This is a genomic window from Avibacterium sp. 20-126, from assembly GCF_044358625.1.
In the GTDB taxonomy this organism is placed as follows: Bacteria; Pseudomonadota; Gammaproteobacteria; order Enterobacterales; family Pasteurellaceae; genus Avibacterium.
The window spans coordinates 2,161,299-2,179,884 of sequence record NZ_CP091457.1 but is presented as its reverse complement, the minus strand read 5'-3'; the positions used below and the strand labels follow the sequence as shown (position 1 = coordinate 2,179,884).

The following is an 18,586-nucleotide window of genomic DNA, read 5'->3' as shown; positions in this document are numbered from 1 at the left end:
CAAATGCAAGGCTATAAAATTGACTTTATCAAATTCGCGCTAAGTCGTAATGTGCTAAAATTTGGCGAGTTTACCTTGAAATCTGGGCGTATTAGCCCTTATTTCTTCAATGCAGGGTTATTTAATACAGGGGCAGATTTAGCACGGTTAGGGGAGTTTTATGCCGCTGCGATTGAAGCCAGTGGCTTAGCCTATGATGTGATTTTTGGCCCCGCTTACAAAGGCATTCCGATTGGCACAACCCTGTCTGTGGCATTGTTTAAGCAATATGGCATTGATAAGCCCGTGTGTTTTAATCGTAAAGAAGCGAAAGATCACGGCGAAGGGGGCAATTTAATTGGTAGCCCATTGCGCGGTAATGTGCTGTTGGTGGACGATGTCATCACCGCTGGCACAGCAATTCGTGAGGCAATGGATCTCATTAGACAAAATCAAGCAAAATTAAGTGCGGTGGTGATTGCCTTAAACCGTAAAGAACGTGGTAAAGGCGAACTTTCCGCGATTCAGGAAGTGGAACGAGATTATCAATGCAACGTGCTGTCGATTATTGATTTTGACGATTTAATGCAATTTATTGAGCAAGAAACAGATTATCAACAATATTTGCCCGCAATGCGTGCGTATCGTGAACAATATGGTGTGTAAATCTCGCTAAAAAAGCACCGCACTTTATTATTCAAATTGGAGAACAGAATGAGTTTTATTGGAAAGTTATTAGGTTTTTTTATTGGCTACCGTTTTGGCGGCTTTTTTGGTGGGCTTTGTGGTGCTTATTTAGGACATTTAGCCGATAAAAAATTATATGAGCTTGGTAGTGTCAATTCGAGTTTTTTTAAACGTAAAGAAACCCGCCAATCTTTGTTTATGCAGACCACATTTGCCGTGCTTGGCCATTTATCTAAATCCAAAGGACGGGTTACGCAAGATGATATCGCCCTTGCGAACAATCTAATGAATCAAATGAATTTAGATGATAAAGGGCGTAAGTTAGCACAAGACGCCTTTAATCGGGGTAAAGATCCTAATTTCCCATTACGCCAAGTCATTCGTGAATTTTGCACCGCTTGTGGACAGCGTAATGATTTATTAAGAATGTTTTTACGCATTCAATTACAAGCCGCATTTGCCGATGATCACTTACACGAAAATGAAAAAGACGTTCTCCAAGTGGTGGCAGAAGAATTGGGCTTATCCAGTTTCCAATTCCAACAAATTTTGATGGCAGAAATTGCCGCGCGCCAATTCAGCCGTGGTGGATTTTATTATGAATATAACGGCTCACAACAGGGAGACTCTCAGCAAGAGGGGTATCAACAGGGCAGTTATGGCTATCAAGGACAACGCTCTGGCCCAACCTTGCAAGATGCTTATAATGTGCTTGGCGTCAGTGAAAGTGATGATCGTTCCACAGTCAAACGTGCTTACCGCCGTTTAATGAATGAAAATCATCCCGATAAATTAGTCGCCAAAGGGTTACCAGAAGAAATGCTTGAAATGGCGAAAGAAAAAACTCAACAAATTCAAGCCGCTTATGATCTGATTTGTAAGGCGAAGGGCTGGAAATAAGCCTTTCTTAATTGCTGAATTTTTTACTATTGCACTGAAGAAATAAAGTGCGGTGAAAAATTTACTGTTTTTTTACCGCACTTAAGGATAAGAGGCTCACTTTTTTGCTTTTATATAAAGTAAAAGTGCGGACCAAAAATCGGTTAATTTTTCTGTAAGATTACGAACTGTTCGGGATTTTTTTATATTCTGTGTATTGTTCTTGATAACAACAGAAAAAATATGCAACAAGAAAAAAGCACTGAGGTTAGTCAGTGCTTTTATATTTGAAATTGCTTTTACTGATTATAAAACATCAACACAATTTAAATCTTGGAAAGATTTTTCTAAACGTTTAGACATTGATTCTTCAGATTTGCGTAACCAAACACGTGGGTCATAGTATTTTTTGTTTGGTGCATCTTCACCTTCTGGGTTACCAAGTTGGCCTTGAAGATATGCTTCGTTTGCTTTGTAGAAGTTTAAGATACCTTCCCACGCTGCCCATTGGGTATCAGTATCAATGTTCATTTTCACCGCACCATAGCTGATTGCTTCGCGAATTTCTTCGGTTGATGAGCCAGAACCGCCGTGGAAAACGAAATCTAATGATTTTGCTGGAAGACCACGTTCTTTAGATACAAACTCTTGTGATGCGCCTAAAATAGATGGTTTTAATTTTACGTTACCCGGTTTGTAAACGCCGTGTACGTTACCAAAGGCGGCTGCAATGGTAAAACGTGGGCTTACAGGGTTTAATTGATCGTACACGTAAAGTACATCTTCAGGTTGTGTGTATAAACGTGATTCATCAACATCTGAGTTATCTACGCCGTCTTCTTCTCCACCTGTGATACCGATTTCAATTTCAAGGGTCATTCCCATTTTGCTCATACGAGCAAGGTATTCACGGCAGATTGCCATATTTTCTTCCATTGGCTCTTCAGAAAGGTCGATCATATGTGAAGAGAAAAGTGGTTTGCCTGTTTCCGCAAAGTGTTTTTCACCTGCATCTAATAAGCCATCAATCCAAGGAAGTAATTTTTTCGCTGCGTGGTCGGTGTGAAGAATTACAGGTACACCGTATTCAGCGGCTAATTCGTGAACGTGTTTTGCACCCGCTACCGCACCAAGCACATCAGGACGTGCGCCACTTGCAGGTTTAATCCCTTTTCCAGCATAGAATTGCGCGCCACCGTTAGAGAATTGAATAATCACAGGTGCTTTAACGCGTGCAGCGGTTTCTAATACCGCATTAACGGAATCCGTACCTACGCAGTTTACCGCGGGTAATGCAAAGTTATGCTCTTTTGCATAATTGAAAACTTTTTGTACGTCATCGCCTGTTAATACACCCGGTTTTACGATGTCTAGTAATTTTGCCATATTAATATTTCCTATATAGTTTTGGGAATGTGTCAAGGGGAAGAACATTCCCCTTTATTTCAATCGAATTAAATTAGTTTTTCGCACGTTTTTCTAAGATTTCAACAGCAGGTAATACTTTGCCTTCTACAAATTCTAAGAATGCACCGCCACCTGTTGAGATGTATGAAATTTTATCTTTAATGCCAAATAAATCAATTGCAGCCAAGGTATCGCCACCGCCTGCAATAGAAAATGCACCATTTTGGGTCGCTTCAACGATAGCATTGGCAACCACTTCAGTTCCTTTACGGAAATTAGGGAATTCAAATACACCTACAGGGCCATTCCACAGAATCGTTTTCGCATTGCGGATAATGTTTGCCAGCTCTTCTGCGCTTTTATCACCAATATCAAAGATAGATTCTTCTGCTTGCACATCATCAACAGATTTTTCGATCGCTGGTGCGTTTTCAGAGAATTCTAATCCAACACGCACATCGCTTGGAACAGGAATTTGGGTTGCTTTTGCTAAGCGTTGTGCTTCAGGGATTAAATCCGCTTCGTATAAGGATTTACCTACATCTTTGCCTTCTGCAGCAATAAAGGTATTTGCGATCCCACCGCCAACGATAAGTTGATCAGCGACTTTAGCAAGAGAATCTAACACGGTTAATTTGGTTGACACTTTTGATCCCCCAACAATAGCAAGCATTGGACGTTGTGGCTCTTTTAAGGCTTTGCCTAAGGCATCTAATTCTGCTGCTAATAGTGGGCCAGCACAAGCGATCGGGGCAAATTCTGCTACGCCATAAGTTGAAGCTTGTGCACGGTGTGCGGTACCAAAGGCATCCATTACAAATACATCACAAAGTGCGGCGTATTTCTTACCTAATTCAGGATCATTTTTCTTTTCGCCTTTGTTAATACGGACGTTTTCAAGTACAACGATTTCACCGTCATTCACTTCTACGCCGTCTAAATAATCACGTGCTAAACGTACATTAAAGCCTGCATTTTTTAAGTAATCAACTACAGGTTGGAGGGAATCTTCAGGTTTGAATTCGCCTTCAGTTGGGCGACCTAAATGAGAGGTAACCATCACTTTTGCCCCTTTTTCAAGGGCTAATTTTAAGGTTGGAATGGTTGCTTGAATACGTGCATCAGAGGTTACTTTTCCCTCTTTTACTGGCACATTAAGGTCGGCACGAATAAACACACGTTTACCTGCTAAATCTAGGTCGGTCATTTTAATTACTGACATAATTTACCCTCTTTATTTGTTTAAAAATTAATAGAACTGGGTGGCATTATACCCAGTTATTACTAGATTGTAACTGCTTTAGATCAAATAATCAGGCAGATTTTTTTAATTCTGAGAAATAATAGATCTTTTATTACTCCAAATAGAGTAAAGCGCGCACTAATGTGGGCAATCTCTCACTTGCCAATTCAGGTCATAACAAATAAATAATTCATTATGGCTTGCTCTCAAGTAGGCTCCTTTTAATTGTGGGTTATGTTTTTTCAGCCAAGCAAATAATTCTTTGCGTGGTAAATCACGATCTGGCAAGGTTAAAGTGCGGTATAAATTTTGCTGTTTTTCAAAATATGATTTGGCGTCATTAAACGCACAAGCGCCGTGCTTTTCCCATTCGCCTTGTAATAAATTGGCGCTTGGGCTATCGGCAAGATAAGGCTTAATCAAGCTAGGATCAACCATAGGTAAATCTCCTTGACAAAAACGAGGATGATCACTGACGGAATGAGCATTGCCATTTTGTGGCCATAATCCATGGATCACCCAGCCATACTGCTGCGTGCCACATTGGCTCATCAGCGATTGTGGCAATTTACCGTTATAGTGTTCCTTTTGTGCTTGGCAAAACCCCGGCGACCAAGACAACGCCAGCATATAATAATCTACTGGCGCATTTTTATTTTGCCCAATGGCATCATCGCGCATAATGTAATCATAATTATCGCTAAGTGGTGCGGTTGTATTTGGTTGCGATTGTGGGGCAGGTTGCGGTTTAGGTGTTTTTTCGGAAGGTTGAAAATAATTCCAAATCAATGCAATGCCCGCAATGATTAGGGTACTTAAAAAAGAAAGTCCTTTATTGTTTTTCTTGCTCATCTTGTTTTGCCTATTTAATTTTCCTTGCTGATTCTTTATAATCTCGCCCTTTCAATGATGATATGGGGAAATGATGGCACTTTTAATTACAGAGAAATGCACAAATTGTGATATGTGCTTGCCTGAATGCCCGAATGATGCCATTTCCGTGGGCGAAGATATTTATCTTATCGATCCAAATCTTTGTACCGAATGCGTGGGGCATTATGATACCCCAACCTGTCAAAAAGTTTGCCCAATCAGCAACTGCATTAAGCCTGATCCTAATCATCAAGAAAGCGAAGCCCAGTTATGGGAACGCTTTGTCCTTATTCATCACGCGGATCAATTATAAGGATTTTTCTGCCCATTTTGCCAAGAGAACACCCGTAGCAACAGCAACATTCAAACCTGCGTTAAGTGGGTTAGCAAGGGATAAATTCACGACATCATCGTGATTTTTTACCAAATTTTCCCCCGCACTTTCGCTTAATACGAAGACCACTTTATCGCTTAATTTCAACTGAGCGAAAGGTTTGGCTTGTTTGTTTTGGCTTAGATGTACGATTTGATAGCCTTTTTCACGCAATTCAGTTAAACCCTGCTCTGTGCTGTTGGTCAGTAACGTATGTATGTATTCAGCACCGCCTTCTGCCACACGCATTGCCGCAGCAGAGTTAAGTAAATCGGCTTCACTCAATACTAACCCTTTCACGCCATATACCGCACAAGTTCGCACAATGCCACCGATGTTATGGGCATTATGTACATTATCAAGTAACACTAAGGCATCTTTTTGGCGTGGAATGTCTAGATACCCAGTAAGGGTAAAATGACGAGGTTTTTTCACTAACATACAAATGCCGTTATGGTGTTCTGTACCACTCACTAACGCAAGTTCTTTATTATCTACAACGTGATAGACTTTTTTATTTGCCGCCAAATAGCTGAATAATTCCCCGACACGGTGCGCCATTTCCACGGTAGTCCATACGCGAACAATGCTTTCAGGACGCTGAGCAAAAAGTGCTAAACAGGTGTTTTCACCATAAACTTTAATTTCTTCTGCGCGATTTTTCTTAATTTTTTCTGGCGCGCGTGGGGAAAGAGGGCCTGTTTTTTTCTGTTTTTCTTTTTCCCCAGTTCGTTTAATTACCACTTTGACATTGGCTGTGCCACGTGCATTATCCATCGTTAATTCTGTACGTTGTTGCACTTTTTCGCTTGCTTTGAACGCTGTCTTTTCTCGAGAAAAAGGGCGTTTATCTTCCTTTTTTCCACGCAAAAAGTGCGGTGCTTTTTTGTCTTGTTTTTCGCCAGCGTAGCGTTCATTGAAACGTTTTGTGGAATCCGCTTGTTGGAAGGTTGGTTTTTTTGCGTTCATTTTGCGTTACCAAATTGTGATAAAAATAAGAAAAGTGGGCGAATTTTCAGCGCACTTTGTCAGAAAGTGTGAGCATTATAGCGAAAAAATATCTTTTTTCTACCAAGCGAAGAAGTAAATATTGTAAACTAGCGAGCTGAACAAAAAAGATTACTAAAATTAGAGTAAAAATTATGTTGATAAATAAAACGAAACGGGCGAAAGAAAATCTACAAACCTTGCCTTATTTGGCTTTAGAGGAAACACAAATTGATTTTCTTCATCACCCTGCGGAATTTAAGCAACAGATTATTCAGCTTATTCGTGAAGCAAAAACGCGCATTTATATCACCGCACTTTATTGGCAAAATGATGAAGCAGGGCAAGCGATTTTGAATGAGATCTTTGCCGCGAAAAGCCGTAATCCGAATCTTGATGTGAAAATTTTTGTGGATTGGCATCGCGCTCAACGTAATTTACTCGGGGCAGAAAAGACAGCCACAAATGCGGATTGGTATTGTGATCAACGGGCAATTCATCGATATGGTGAACACGCTCATTTATTTTTCGGTGTTCCCGTAAATACACGAGAAGTTTTTGGCGTTTTACACATTAAAGGCTTTATTTTTGATGATACGTTGCTATACAGTGGGGCGAGTATCAATAATGTTTATTTACAGCAAAATGAAAAATATCGCTACGATCGTTATCATAAAATCACTCATTCGGCTTTAACAGACTCAATGGTGGATTTTCTCAAACAGCATTTGCTGAGTAATCAAGCAGTATTACCGTTGGATAATGTTGAGCGTCCTAAAACCAAAGAAATTCGCCAACATATTCGTGCTTTCCGTAAAGGCTTGGCAAGCGATGGGCAATATAAGTTTGCAAACGAAGAAAATTCTGGCCTAAAAATCACCCCACTTTTTGGTTTAGGCGGTGGGGCAAACCTGCTTAACCGTACGATTGAAGATCTTTTTCAGATTGTGCAGGAAAAATTGGTGATCTGTACGCCTTACTTTAATTTCCCTCGCCCATTGCAACAAAAAATTCGGCGTTTATTACAAAAAGGCAAGCAAATTGAAATTATTGTGGGGGATAAAACTGCCAATGATTTTTATATTCCCCCTTCACAGCCATTTAAAATGGCTGGCGCGCTGCCTTATTTATATGAAAGTAATTTACGCCGTTTTAGCCAAAAATTTGAGCAACAACTCAACCAAGGTCAGCTGGTTATTCGCACTTGGAAAGACGGTGATAACAGCTATCACCTAAAGGGGGTGTGGGTAGATGATCATTATATGCTTTTAACCGGCAACAATCTTAACCCGCGTGCTTGGCGTTTAGACGCAGAAAATGGCTTGCTCATTCAAGATCCAGCACAACAACTACAATCCCAAGTACAACAAGAGTTAAATTGTATTCGCCAACATACCATACAGCTCACACACTACACAGAACTGGAGGCACTTTCGCAATATCCAGAACCAGTGCAAAAACTGCTGAAAAAATTTGCCCGTATTAAAGCGGATAAATTAGTGAAGATGATTTTGTAGAAGAAAATTTTTTACATTTGAATGTTTTCTTACCACACTTTTGCTTTTCCCCTCTTGATACAAGAGGGGAATTTTTGGGGAAATCCTAACTCATTTCCAAATGACTGCCTTTACATTGCTTGTGTGGCAATATTTTTTAGGCGGACACACCAGCCCGCCATTACGGGAAAATAGGAAGGCAATGAAGAAGTGCAGTAATTTTTTACAGTATTTTTACTTAAGATGAGGATAGCACTTATCGATCGATGCGTTGAAAGCTAGCCAAACAATTTTTTGCCAAAGAAAAATAGCACTAATCCAGCGCCCATAAACACAAAGCCAATTATTTGCCAGATTTGGATTGGACGACTTGTCATACCAATCAAGCCAAAATGATCAATCACCGCTGCGGCAATAAGTTGCCCGATAATGATGAAAAATAGCATATTTGTTACGCCCATTTTAGGGGCGAGAAAAATGGTTGTGAAGACCACTAACGCACCGAGTGGGCCACCAATGAGTTTCCATATTGGTTGTTTTGGCACTTGTTGCAAGGCGGTGAATAAATCAGCTTTCCACCAACAAATAAAAAACAGCAATAGGGTTCCCATCGCAAAAGAAATCAATGCGGCGACCACGGGTTGTCCCATTAATGATCCTGCCAGTTGGCTATTAATCGCGGCTTGCGTGGCAAGGGCAACGCCTGCACAAAGCGCAATCAGAATAAATGAAATGAGCATACCTATTCCAAAGAATGATTAAAAAGAAGAAAATTTGCACCGCACTTTATTTTTATTAATAAGGATAAAGTGCGGTAGGATTTTACGGGGTTTTTATTTTACCCATTCGACAATTTCGTCAAATGCTTGGCGTGTTTTTTCTCGCGGTGTATTTACGCGATAGCCAAATGCAGCCATTACACTGAGCTTGTATTCATCTGCACGGTATAACCCTTCTGCAACAAAAAGATCATTCATTTTTTCTAGCGGAAAGCCCTCAATTGGGGTGCTATCAATGCCAATCATTGCCGCGCTAGTGAGCATATTGCCTAAGGCGATATAACTTTGACGGCAAGCCCAATGATAAAATGCAACGGGATTGTCGGTGAGCGCAAAATCGTTTTCTGTAAAGTTGCGATAAAAACCTTGACGCAATTTAAGGGCATCTTCAGGGATATGATGCACATCACGCATAATATGTGGGACATATTCGCCATCTGCTAAAAGAGTTTGGGGTTGGCGAACGAGGATAACGACAAAATGGCTACAATCCATAATTTTATCTTTCGCTCCCCACGCGGTATCGCGGATGAGTTCTTTAATATGCTGATTTTCAATCACTAAAAATTTCCACGGCTCAAATCCAAAGGAACTTGGCGAAAGACGTGCGGTTTCAAGGATAAAGCGAAAATCTTCCTCACTGATTTTCTTTGTGGGATCGTATTGTTTGCATGCGTGGCGAAAATGGTAAGCATCAAGAATTTGTTGTTTGGAAATCGTCATTATTATATTCCTCTTGTTAAAAAAGCTGGCCATATTATGCGAAAGTTTGGCAAGGAATGCCATAGCTAACTTTTTGTATCAGAATGAGGGCATAAAAAAACTGGGAGCAATGCCCCCAGTTGATAGCATAAAGTGCGGTAAAAATTACAGCAAAATATTGGCGAACAACAAGCCAAACGCAAGGCTGAATGCCATACTTAATAGCCCTGGTAGCATAAAGCTATGGTTGAAAATATATTTACCAATACGTGTTGTTCCTGTGGTATCAAAGTCAATTGAGGCAATGATTGGACCGTAATTTGGAATGAAGAAGTAACCATTTACTGCAACAAATACCCCAATTAACACTGGTGCAGGAATGCCCAATGCGATCCCAACTGGGAATAGAGTAGCAACTGTTGCGCCTTGGCTATTTACTAAAACAGAAAGCACAAATAGTGCAATAGCAAAGGTCCAAGGTGCGGTTTCAACCAACACTTTTACACTTTCTTTGACTTCCACCATATGCGCTTGCATCAGGGTATCACCTAACCACGCAATACCAAAAATAGCGATAACAGCACGCATTCCCGCGTGGAACACGGAACCTTGTGTAATGGCGTTGCCATTTGGTTTACAAGTTAAAATGATTAATGCCCCCACAGTCAGCATCACGATTTCAATGGCGTGTGCCATTCCCATTGGTTTGCCATCAAAAACTGGACGTAAGCCAGGGAATGCTCCCATTAATACTACTAATAACGCACCAAATAAGAATAAACCGACAGATAATTTCGCCGTTGGTTTTAATTGAATGTTGTCTGGATTAACATCTGTATGGTTTTCTTTTACATACTCAGGATCTTGTAATAAACGTTGATATTCTGGGTCATCTTTTAATTCTTTACCCATTTTATTGACGAAAATACAAGCAAGCGCTAAGCCTAAAATGGTTGAAGGTATGGTTACCATTAATACATCACCTAAGTGAATGCCTTGTGGCTCAAGATAAGCAACCACCGCAACCACCGCAGCAGCAATCGGGCTAGCGACAATGGCAAATTGTGAAGCAATTACCGCCATTGAAAGCGGACGTTCAGGACGTACACCATTGTGGCGACTTACTTCTGCAATCACCGGTAATACAGAATAAGCCACGTGACCTGTTCCTGCTAATACGGTGAATGTCCAAGTTACTGCAGGCGCAATAAAGGTGATGTATTTCGGGTGTTTACGTAAAATATTGGTGGCGATTTTGATCATATAATCTAAACCACCTGCGGCTTGCATTGCCGCTGCGGCAGAAACGACCGCCATAATCATTAGCATTACATTAATCGGTAAACCCGCAGGCGCTAAGCCGAAGCCAAAAGAGAGGATAGCAAGCCCCATACCGCCCATTACTCCCAAGCCGATACCGCCAATGCGCGCACCAATCAAAATGCACACCAATACGATGGCAAATTGGAGAAAAAACATAATCGAACCTCTTTTAATATATGGATTAGATAATTTCTTTGCAAAAAGAACATACAATGATGAAAAGAGAAAAATCTCTTTAAAATCGCGCAATAATATAGCAATAAACGCGGTGAATCGCTATATAAGCTCTAATTATTTTTATTTATTCATTGATTTAGAATAAAACCCACCTTAACAAGTGGGGAATTTCACAGAGTTTCTTTGAAAGATGAATAAAGTGCGGTTATACTTAAGCCTTTATTTTTTGAATTAAAACATAGAGAGTAAAATGCAAGAATTTCTACCGATGGCAACTGCCTTTGCAAAAAATCACACATTAATGGTTATTTCTTGGATAGCCGTATTTTTTCTCGTTATTTACACCTATTTCAAGGCGTTCACCACCAAAGTGAAAACCATTGAGAATGCCGAGATCGTTAGCTTAATGAATAATAAAGAGGCGACAGTAATTGATGTGCGTACTCTTGATGAATTTGAACGTGGGCATATTATTCACAGCATTCATTTATTACCTAGCGAAATTAAAAATCAGAATATTGGTAAAATTGAACAGCATAAAGACAAGCCCGTTGTGGTTGTGTGTGCCACGGGAATGGCTGCAGGCACTTCCGCAGAGCTTTTGGCTAAACAAGGATTTCGCGAAGTGTACGCGTTAAAAGAAGGGATTGCAGGTTGGCGTTCAGCGAATTTGCCATTAGTGAAAAAAGATAAATAACTCATAGAGGAATAGAAAATGACTGAGCAAAATCAAGAAGTTGCAACGGAAGCACAAGAACAACAAACAGAAGCTGTATTACAAATTCAACGTATCTATATTAAAGATGTCTCTTTTGAAGCGCCGAATCTTCCCCATATTTTCCAACAAGAATGGAAACCTCAACTTTCTTTTGATTTAAACACAGAAGTGGTTGAATTAGGTGAAGATCTTTATGAGGTCTGTTTAAACATTTCCACCGAAACCACCCTTGAAGAAAGTGGTGATGTGGCGTTTATTTGTGAAGTAAAACAAGCAGGCGTGTTCACAGTAAGTGGGTTGGAAGGCGTTCAACTTGCCCATTGCTTAACTTCACAATGCCCAAATATGCTGTTCCCTTACGCGCGTGAATTAATTGCAAGCCTTGTAAACCGTGGCACTTTCCCGCCATTAAATCTTTCTCCCGTAAACTTTGATGCACTCTTTATGGAATATTTAGAGCGTCAGCAAGCGGAGCAAGCACAGGACGAGAAACCAGAAACGGTTAATTAATCAAAATAAGTGGGTGAAAGACCCACTTTTTTATGGAAAAAATCACCGCCCTTTAATTGTTGGCACGAGTTCCAAATTAAACGCCAAGAGAATTTTTTGTATGGTTTCAAATCTCGGTTTACTGCCTTTGGATAGGGTTTTATACAGACTTTCACGCCCTAAACCTGTTTGTTTAGCTAGCTCTGTCATTCCTCTTGCTCTTGCAACTGTTGAAAGTGCGGTTAAAAATTCTTCTTGCCCTCCACTTTTTAGGGTTTCAGCTAAATAAGCCTGTATATCTTCTTCCGTAGTAAGGTATTTTGCTGCGTCAAAATGACTTGTTTTAATATTTGCTTTTAATTTCATTATGTTAATCCTCAATCATCATTCTTGCTTTGTTAATACCTGCCTGTTGTGTTGATTTATCGCCACCACACAACAAAAAATATAACGTATTGCCATCTTGAATGTAATAAACACGATAACCTGCTCCAGTTGCTATTCGCATTTCATAAAGCCCACCACCTAATGGTTTATGATCACCGAAATTTCCTTGCTCAGCTCGTTCTATGCGCTTGATAATTGCCATTTTTGCTATGCGATTTTTTAAATTCATTAGCCAGTGGTCAAATTCGGCTGTTGTTCTTATTTCATTTATTTTTTCCATACCCATCTCCTTTTATAAATTGTATTCGATAGGATACAATTTGGCAATGTAATCTATCCACTGCTTTATATAACGCCCCACCACTAACTCACTTCTGTAAAAATTCTATTTTCAGTCTAATTCAAGTAGGTTAAACTCAAGGCATTAATAGTGAGTGTGATTCACTTTTATTTTCATTATGGAGATGATTAATGCACAACAATATTTCCAATTCACCCATTACTGTCATTGGCGCAGGATCTTACGGGACGGCATTGGCAATCAGTTTCTCTCGTAACGGTTCTCCTACTTATCTTTGGGGACATAATGCCGAACATATGCAAGCGTTGGCGGATGCACGTTGTAATCAGCCTTTTTTACCAGATATTCCGTTTCCTGAAGCATTACAAATTGAAACGAATTTAGCGAGTGCGGTGCAAAAATCACGAGATTTATTGATTGTTGTACCTAGCCACGTTTTTGGCGAAGTTTTAGAAAAAATCCGACCGCACTTACAGCCAGAGCATCGAATTGTTTGGGCGACGAAAGGTTTAGAACGAGATACAGGGCGTTTATTGCAACAGGTGGTAGAAGAAAAACTTGGCACGCAATATCCATTAGCTGTTTTATCTGGCCCAACATTTGCCAAAGAGCTTGCACAAGGGCTGCCAACGGCAATCACCTTAGCTTCTCACGATCTGGCGTTTGCCCAAGAATTTCAAGCGCGTATTCATTGCAGTAAACATTTTCGTGTTTATCTTAATCAAGATATGATCGGTGTTCAGCTTGGAGGAGCCATTAAAAATGTGATTGCCATTGGGGCTGGAATGTCAGACGGAATGGGGTTTGGCGCAAATGCGCGTACTGCCTTGATCACACGTGGTTTAGCGGAGATTAGCCGATTAGGTGAATCACTCGGGGCGAACCCCAATACATTTATGGGAATGTCAGGCTTAGGTGATTTAGTACTAACTTGTACGGATAACCAATCGCGTAATCGTCGCTTTGGGTTAATGCTTGGTCAGGGGCAAAACACCGAGCAGGCATTAGCTGAAATTGGTCAGGTGGTGGAAGGATTTTATAACACCAAAGAAACCTATTTACTTGCTCAGCGACAAGGTGTAGAAATGCCAATTACCGAACAAATTTACCAAGTCCTATTTTGTGCTAAAAATGCCAAAGATGTTGCATTCAGTCTGCTTGGACGAGAACGAAAAGGAGAATAAAATGCCTGTTGAAGTTTGGCGTTTACTTCGTCAAGAAGCAAAAGAATTAGCGGAATGTGAGCCAATGCTCGCGAGTTTTTTTCATTCCACTATTCTAAAACACCAGAATCTTGGTAACGCATTAAGTTATATTTTAGCTAATAAATTAGCAAATCCCATTATGCCCGCGATCACCTTGCGTGAAATTATTGAAGACGCCTACCAAGCAGAACCTGATATCATTGGCAGTGCGGCTTGTGATATTCGTGCGGTGCGTCAACGGGATCCCGCAGTGGAATTATGGACAACGCCGTTATTATATTTAAAAGGTTTTCACGCCTTACAAAGTTACCGTATTACCCATTATTTATGGCAACAAAATCGTAAAGCGTTGGCGATTTATTTACAAAATGAAATTTCTGTTGCGTTTGATGTGGATATTCACCCCGCTGCACAAATAGGCTGTGGCATTATGTTCGATCACGCCACTGGCATTGTGGTAGGCGAAACCTCTGTCATCGAAAATGATGTATCTATTCTACAAGGTGTTACCCTAGGTGGAACGGGTAAAGAATCTGGTGATCGTCATCCAAAAGTAAGGGAGGGGGTGATGATTGGAGCTGGGGCAAAAATTCTCGGTAATATTGAAATTGGGCGTTATGCCAAAATTGGTGCAAATTCTGTGGTATTACAACCCGTCCCTGAATATACCACTGTTGCGGGTGTCCCTTCAAAAACCATTGGTAAAGATAAAGCAGCAAAACCGGCATTTGAAATGGATCAATGTTTTATTGATGAGAAAATCAATTTAAATATTTAGTGACATAGCACAGGCTCAACATAGGTTGCATACTTGATCTACTTTATCGTTGCTTTAGTTGGACATAAATGGACGTTGTGAGGAGGTTATCTTATCCCGCTTGCAAAGGGATTGATGAAAAAATAAATGGCAATAAAAATGTGTTTGCATTTAAGAAAAGTGCGGTGATAAATTTCTCCATTTTTCACCGCACTTGTGTTTTATGGTTAGTAATCAAAGAGATCGCCATCTCGTAATAAATGCACATTTCCCTTACGGCGTAAAAAACCACAGCGATCGAAATATTCCATAAGTTGCACCGTCATTTTTCTGCCCCATTGTAATTCATCGCGGAGTTGATTTACTGAAATGTCTCCCTTCTCCAAGATAATGTTTTTTACCCAATGCGCATACGCATACAGGGTTTCCGTAAGCATAAAACGATCTCGTACAATAGGCGTTAAATAGCCTAATTTCCCTGCTTTATAAAGAAAATTACGCATCGTGCTTTCATCTAAATCCAGTAAATTCGCTAAATCTCGCACCCATAATGCTTGTCCGTGCTGTTGTTCAAAATGCGTGAGGACTTGCTGCCATAACTGCTGTTCTTCTGTATTAAAACGAATTTTATGTTCTGGTAAATGCAACCAACCGCGCGTTTGCTGAAGCTTCTCTTGGGCTAATAAGTCAGCAATAAAATAATAAATTAAGGCTTCAGGCTGATGAATAGCCGCAATGCGATATAAACGTGCTTTGCTTAAGCCAAGTTGATCGGGAGATTGCTGGTGGTAATCCGTCAATGTGGCGATTAATTTTTCACTTTGCTGTTGTTGATAACTACGCGTAAATGCCCACCCTTGCCGGGTTTGGATATGACGTTCTGCAAGTAAATCGGGTAAATCCTCTTCTTTACGTTGTGCTAACCACGCTAATTCCGTAAGTGGCATTGGGCGATGTTGTAAATAGCAACTTAAACGTTCAGCTACGTTTTGCGTTGTGAGTAAATGATGTAAAAAATTCAACCGCACTTCAGTACGCTTGTAACGTTTTGGCGAGTGAATTTCAATCACCCTTGCGCCAGCTAACAAGGATTTGGCATCGCCTGTACGTAAAATTAATTTATCGTTATAGGTTAGGTATAATGGATCTTGTAAAGTGAGTTCTGCTAGGGCTTTTTGCTGTGGATAAAGTTGTTTATTTTCGAGCAATGTGAGCTTACCCGTTGTATGCGAGGCGGCGTGATAACTATGCACAGCTTGGCTTTCTTGTATCCACTGTGCCGCTTCGATTTCTACGGTAATGCGATCAGTGGCAACTGTTGGTGGGTGAGAGAAAAGCCAGTCTCCACGCTGAATTTCAGTTCGTTCTACATCGGTTTGAATATTTAAGGCTAAACGTTGCCCGGCCTCTCCAACCATTGATTGTTGATCTTGGCTATGGATATTTTTAATACGCACTTTTTTTCCTGTGGATAAGTACAGTTCTTCATTCGTAGCAATACGCCCACTGAATGCCGTGCCTGTTACCACAGTTCCTGCCCCTTTAATCGTAAAAATGCGATCTATCACATAACGGAAAGGCAGCTGGTTATCAGAAAGAGAAGGCAAATTTGCTAAATGTGCTTGTAATTCGTCAATACCTTGCCCTGTATAAGCGGAAGTAATGAAAAAAGGGCTTTCTTTCAAAAATGGGTATGCTTGTACCAGTTGTTGCTTGGTGTTTGCAATATGTGTTTTGCTGACTTTATCCGCTTTTGTGATCACAACAATAATTTGCTTAAAATGCAATAGGCGTAAAATGGCGAGATGTTCTGCGGTTTGTGGCTGAATACCTTCATCTGCGGCAACGATAAGCATTGCATAATCTACTCCGCCTAGCCCGGCAAGCATATTTGAGAGAAATTTTTCGTGTCCCGGCACATCAATAAAACCCAGCGTTTTCTGTGGTAAAGGTAAATAGGCATAACCTAAATCAATCGTCATTCCACGTTTCTTTTCTTCTGGCAAGCGATCCGCATCAGTACCCGTTAAAGCGCGTAACAAAGCGGTTTTGCCGTGATCGACGTGGCCTGAGGTAACAATAATCATAGTTGCTCCACGGTATTTAATAAACGTTCAAAATTGGCAAGGCTACGTAGATCGAGCCATAATTTATTTTGTTCAATTCGCCCAATGATAGGCTGGGGGAGTTGTTTGAAGCGTTCAAGAAGTGCGGTCAATTTTTGCGATGTTTTTTCTTCTATGGTTACCGCAATGGAAGGAAGCGTGGCGAGGGGTTGGGCGCCACTGCCAATTTGTGATTGGCTTTGTTCCACACGGACAGTATAGGCAAAATCTAACTGATTTTCCAACCGCACTTTCAGTATTTCTGCCTGTTGGTGTAATACGGAGACATGCTGCGTGAGTAACTGCAAACTCGTCAGTTTCTCTGTCAATTTTTCAGGTTGAAGATATAAACGCAACGTCGCCTCTAATCCCGCTAAAATGACTTTATCACAGCGTAATGCGCGCTTGAGTGGATGCGCTTGTAGTTGATCGATAAATTCTTTTTTTCCAACAATAATGCCTGCCTGTGGACCACCTAGCAATTTATCCCCAGAGAATGAGATTAAATCCACACCTTGCTGCCATTTTTCTTGTACGGTAGGTTCATTCGGCAAGCCATATTGTGAAAGATCCACCAATGCTCCACTGCCTAAATCGGTTACCACAGGCACATTCATTTCCTGACCAAGTTGTGCTAATTCGGCTTCGCTGACAGAATGCGTAAAGCCACAAATTTGGTAATTACTACTATGAACTTTCATTAAAAAGGCAGTATTTTCGTTGATAGCACGGCGATAATCAGTTAAATGGGTGCGATTTGTTGTACCAACTTCAATTAGCTTACAGCCGGCTTGTTGCATAATATCAGGGATACGGAACGAACCGCCAATTTCAATTAGCTCACCACGAGAAATAACCACTTCTTTACCCGCTGCAAAGGTAGCTAACATTAGTAACACGGCTGCTGCATTGTTGTTCACCACGCAAGCGGCTTCTGCTCCGGTAAGCTCACATAATAGCTCACTAATATACTTATCGCGGTGGCTACGTTCTCCGGCGAGCAAGTCATATTCTAATGCGACATTTTCTTGCATCGTTAATAATGCGGCTTGCTGTGCAGCCTCAGCCCACAAAGCCCGACCTAAATTCGTATGTAAAACAGTTCCCGTTAAATTATGCACAGGTTGAATTTTTACTTGTTGTTGTATGGTGAGGGTTCGCTGAATTTCGGTAAGCAAGTTTTCCTGATTAAGAAAAATATCGGGAAGTGTTTGTGTTTTTTTTATCTGAGAACGGGCATCTTCAAGGAATTTTCGACATACATTAACCACCGCACGATGACCGAACATTGTAATCAATGGGGCAAGTTCACGCTGTTTTAACAATTTATCTATTGAAGGAAGTTGTTGAAAAAGGCTGCTCATTTTATCGTCCTAGTAAACTTTTACCTGTAATCATACTGTTTTTTAATCAAAAATTCAGCTTTTAACTGGAAGTCTTGCCGAGAGATGTTGAAAGGATATGGCATTGGTGTGTTTTTCGGTAGCACTTTACTAAAATGATCTTATGTTATTGCACATTAAAATAACAATAAAATGTGGGCCGATAATTTTACTTTCACATAGGCTTGAATAATCAACAAATTTCCTTTAAAGTGAGCAAACTGTTGGAAGATAGGCGTTTCCGGTGAAACGGCAGGACTTCAAATCCTGTTAAGGTTGCCAGCAATCTTGGGTGGGTTCGACTCCCATTATCTTCCGCCACTTCTTTTTGATCTCT

19 protein-coding genes and 1 tRNA gene are annotated in these 18,586 nt (G+C 40.6%); 9 read left to right on the top strand and 11 right to left on the bottom strand.

Features of this window, described 5'->3' with window-relative positions; genetic code table 11:
* Nucleotides 1-3 precede the first annotated feature (3 nt).
* Together pyrE and djlA are read left to right on the top strand one after the other, a co-directional pair.
* Nucleotides 4-645, top strand: coding sequence for an orotate phosphoribosyltransferase (pyrE, locus tag L4F91_RS10285; protein ID WP_250351427.1), 642 nt, complete (start codon nucleotides 4-6; stop codon nucleotides 643-645).
* Nucleotides 646-693: 48 nt separating this feature from the next.
* A complete protein-coding gene (gene djlA / locus L4F91_RS10280; protein WP_250351428.1) occupies nucleotides 694-1,566 on the top strand; it encodes a co-chaperone DjlA in 873 nt (290 codons plus the stop codon).
* Nucleotides 1,567-1,851: 285 nt separating this feature from the next.
* On the opposite strand, the gene fbaA is transcribed toward djlA, so the two are convergent.
* The 3 genes from fbaA to L4F91_RS10265 all read right to left on the bottom strand — a co-directional run bounded on the left by fbaA (nucleotide 1,852) and on the right by L4F91_RS10265 (nucleotide 5,047).
* A complete protein-coding gene (fbaA, locus tag L4F91_RS10275) occupies nucleotides 1,852-2,931 on the bottom strand; it encodes a class II fructose-bisphosphate aldolase (RefSeq protein WP_250351429.1) in 1,080 nt (359 codons plus the stop codon).
* A gap of 73 nt (nucleotides 2,932-3,004) precedes the next feature.
* The gene (locus tag L4F91_RS10270) at nucleotides 3,005-4,174 is read right to left on the bottom strand and encodes a phosphoglycerate kinase (protein ID WP_250363715.1); all 1,170 of its coding nucleotides are present in this window, start codon (nucleotides 4,172-4,174) and stop codon (nucleotides 3,005-3,007) included.
* A 159-nt stretch (nucleotides 4,175-4,333) separates the two neighbouring features.
* Complete coding sequence (locus L4F91_RS10265) at nucleotides 4,334-5,047, bottom strand: ribonuclease (RefSeq protein ID WP_395896327.1); 714 nt, start codon at nucleotides 5,045-5,047, stop codon at nucleotides 4,334-4,336.
* A 73-nt stretch (nucleotides 5,048-5,120) separates the two neighbouring features.
* On the opposite strand from L4F91_RS10265, the gene L4F91_RS10260 reads away from it, so the two are divergent.
* Nucleotides 5,121-5,381, top strand: a complete 261-nt coding sequence (locus L4F91_RS10260; protein WP_250351636.1) for a YfhL family 4Fe-4S dicluster ferredoxin — start codon at nucleotides 5,121-5,123, stop codon at nucleotides 5,379-5,381.
* Here the strand turns inward: L4F91_RS10260 and L4F91_RS10255 are convergent.
* Complete coding sequence (locus L4F91_RS10255) at nucleotides 5,376-6,410, bottom strand: TrmH family RNA methyltransferase (RefSeq protein WP_395896325.1); 1,035 nt, start codon at nucleotides 6,408-6,410, stop codon at nucleotides 5,376-5,378. The genes L4F91_RS10260 and L4F91_RS10255 overlap by 6 nt on opposite strands.
* A gap of 173 nt (nucleotides 6,411-6,583) precedes the next feature.
* On the opposite strand from L4F91_RS10255, the gene pssA reads away from it, so the two are divergent.
* Nucleotides 6,584-7,945 carry a CDP-diacylglycerol--serine O-phosphatidyltransferase gene (pssA, locus tag L4F91_RS10250; RefSeq protein WP_395896323.1) on the top strand — a complete coding sequence of 454 codons (1,362 nt, stop codon included), beginning with the start codon at nucleotides 6,584-6,586 and terminating at the stop codon, nucleotides 7,943-7,945.
* Between the two features lie 257 nt (nucleotides 7,946-8,202).
* Here pssA and L4F91_RS10245 read toward each other — a convergent pair whose 3' ends face one another.
* The 3 genes from L4F91_RS10245 to L4F91_RS10235 all read right to left on the bottom strand — a co-directional run bounded on the left by L4F91_RS10245 (nucleotide 8,203) and on the right by L4F91_RS10235 (nucleotide 10,884).
* Nucleotides 8,203-8,664 carry a DMT family transporter gene (locus L4F91_RS10245; protein WP_265762927.1) on the bottom strand — a complete coding sequence of 154 codons (462 nt, stop codon included), beginning with the start codon at nucleotides 8,662-8,664 and terminating at the stop codon, nucleotides 8,203-8,205.
* Nucleotides 8,665-8,757: 93 nt separating this feature from the next.
* Nucleotides 8,758-9,426, bottom strand: coding sequence for an NAD(P)H-dependent oxidoreductase (locus L4F91_RS10240; protein ID WP_395896320.1), 669 nt, complete (start codon nucleotides 9,424-9,426; stop codon nucleotides 8,758-8,760).
* A 144-nt stretch (nucleotides 9,427-9,570) separates the two neighbouring features.
* A complete protein-coding gene (locus L4F91_RS10235) occupies nucleotides 9,571-10,884 on the bottom strand; it encodes an anaerobic C4-dicarboxylate transporter (protein ID WP_250351436.1) in 1,314 nt (437 codons plus the stop codon).
* 271 nt (nucleotides 10,885-11,155) lie between these two features.
* On the opposite strand from L4F91_RS10235, the gene L4F91_RS10230 reads away from it, so the two are divergent.
* Nucleotides 11,156-11,602: a rhodanese-like domain-containing protein gene (locus L4F91_RS10230; RefSeq protein WP_250351437.1), complete on the top strand. Its 447-nt coding sequence runs from the start codon at nucleotides 11,156-11,158 to the stop codon at nucleotides 11,600-11,602.
* An 18-nt stretch (nucleotides 11,603-11,620) separates the two neighbouring features.
* On the top strand, nucleotides 11,621-12,133 hold the full coding sequence (gene secB, locus L4F91_RS10225) for a protein-export chaperone SecB (RefSeq protein ID WP_250351438.1): 513 nt from the start codon (nucleotides 11,621-11,623) through the stop codon (nucleotides 12,131-12,133).
* 42 nt (nucleotides 12,134-12,175) lie between these two features.
* Here the strand turns inward: secB and L4F91_RS10220 are convergent, their stop codons facing one another.
* Together L4F91_RS10220 and L4F91_RS10215 are read right to left on the bottom strand one after the other, a co-directional pair.
* Nucleotides 12,176-12,478, bottom strand: coding sequence for an addiction module antidote protein (locus L4F91_RS10220; RefSeq protein WP_265778583.1), 303 nt, complete (start codon nucleotides 12,476-12,478; stop codon nucleotides 12,176-12,178).
* 4 nt (nucleotides 12,479-12,482) lie between these two features.
* On the bottom strand, nucleotides 12,483-12,779 hold the full coding sequence (locus tag L4F91_RS10215) for a type II toxin-antitoxin system RelE/ParE family toxin (protein WP_395896317.1): 297 nt from the start codon (nucleotides 12,777-12,779) through the stop codon (nucleotides 12,483-12,485).
* Nucleotides 12,780-12,970: 191 nt separating this feature from the next.
* Here L4F91_RS10215 and gpsA point away from each other — a divergent pair, with 191 nt between their 5' ends.
* Nucleotides 12,971-13,984: an NAD(P)H-dependent glycerol-3-phosphate dehydrogenase gene (gene gpsA, locus L4F91_RS10210; protein WP_395896315.1), complete on the top strand. Its 1,014-nt coding sequence runs from the start codon at nucleotides 12,971-12,973 to the stop codon at nucleotides 13,982-13,984.
* Nucleotide 13,985: 1 nt separating this feature from the next.
* Nucleotides 13,986-14,783: a serine O-acetyltransferase gene (gene cysE / locus L4F91_RS10205; protein ID WP_250363705.1), complete on the top strand. Its 798-nt coding sequence runs from the start codon at nucleotides 13,986-13,988 to the stop codon at nucleotides 14,781-14,783.
* A gap of 206 nt (nucleotides 14,784-14,989) precedes the next feature.
* Here the strand turns inward: cysE and selB are convergent, their stop codons facing one another.
* The gene (gene selB / locus L4F91_RS10200) at nucleotides 14,990-16,849 is read right to left on the bottom strand and encodes a selenocysteine-specific translation elongation factor (RefSeq protein ID WP_250363704.1); all 1,860 of its coding nucleotides are present in this window, start codon (nucleotides 16,847-16,849) and stop codon (nucleotides 14,990-14,992) included.
* On the bottom strand, nucleotides 16,846-18,231 hold the full coding sequence (selA, locus tag L4F91_RS10195; protein ID WP_395896313.1) for an L-seryl-tRNA(Sec) selenium transferase: 1,386 nt from the start codon (nucleotides 18,229-18,231) through the stop codon (nucleotides 16,846-16,848). Before selA ends, selB begins: the two co-directional genes overlap by 4 nt.
* A 244-nt stretch (nucleotides 18,232-18,475) precedes the next feature.
* Between selA and L4F91_RS10190 the strand changes: the two genes are divergently transcribed.
* Nucleotides 18,476-18,570 (top strand) — tRNA-Sec (locus L4F91_RS10190).
* Nucleotides 18,571-18,586 lie beyond the last annotated feature (16 nt).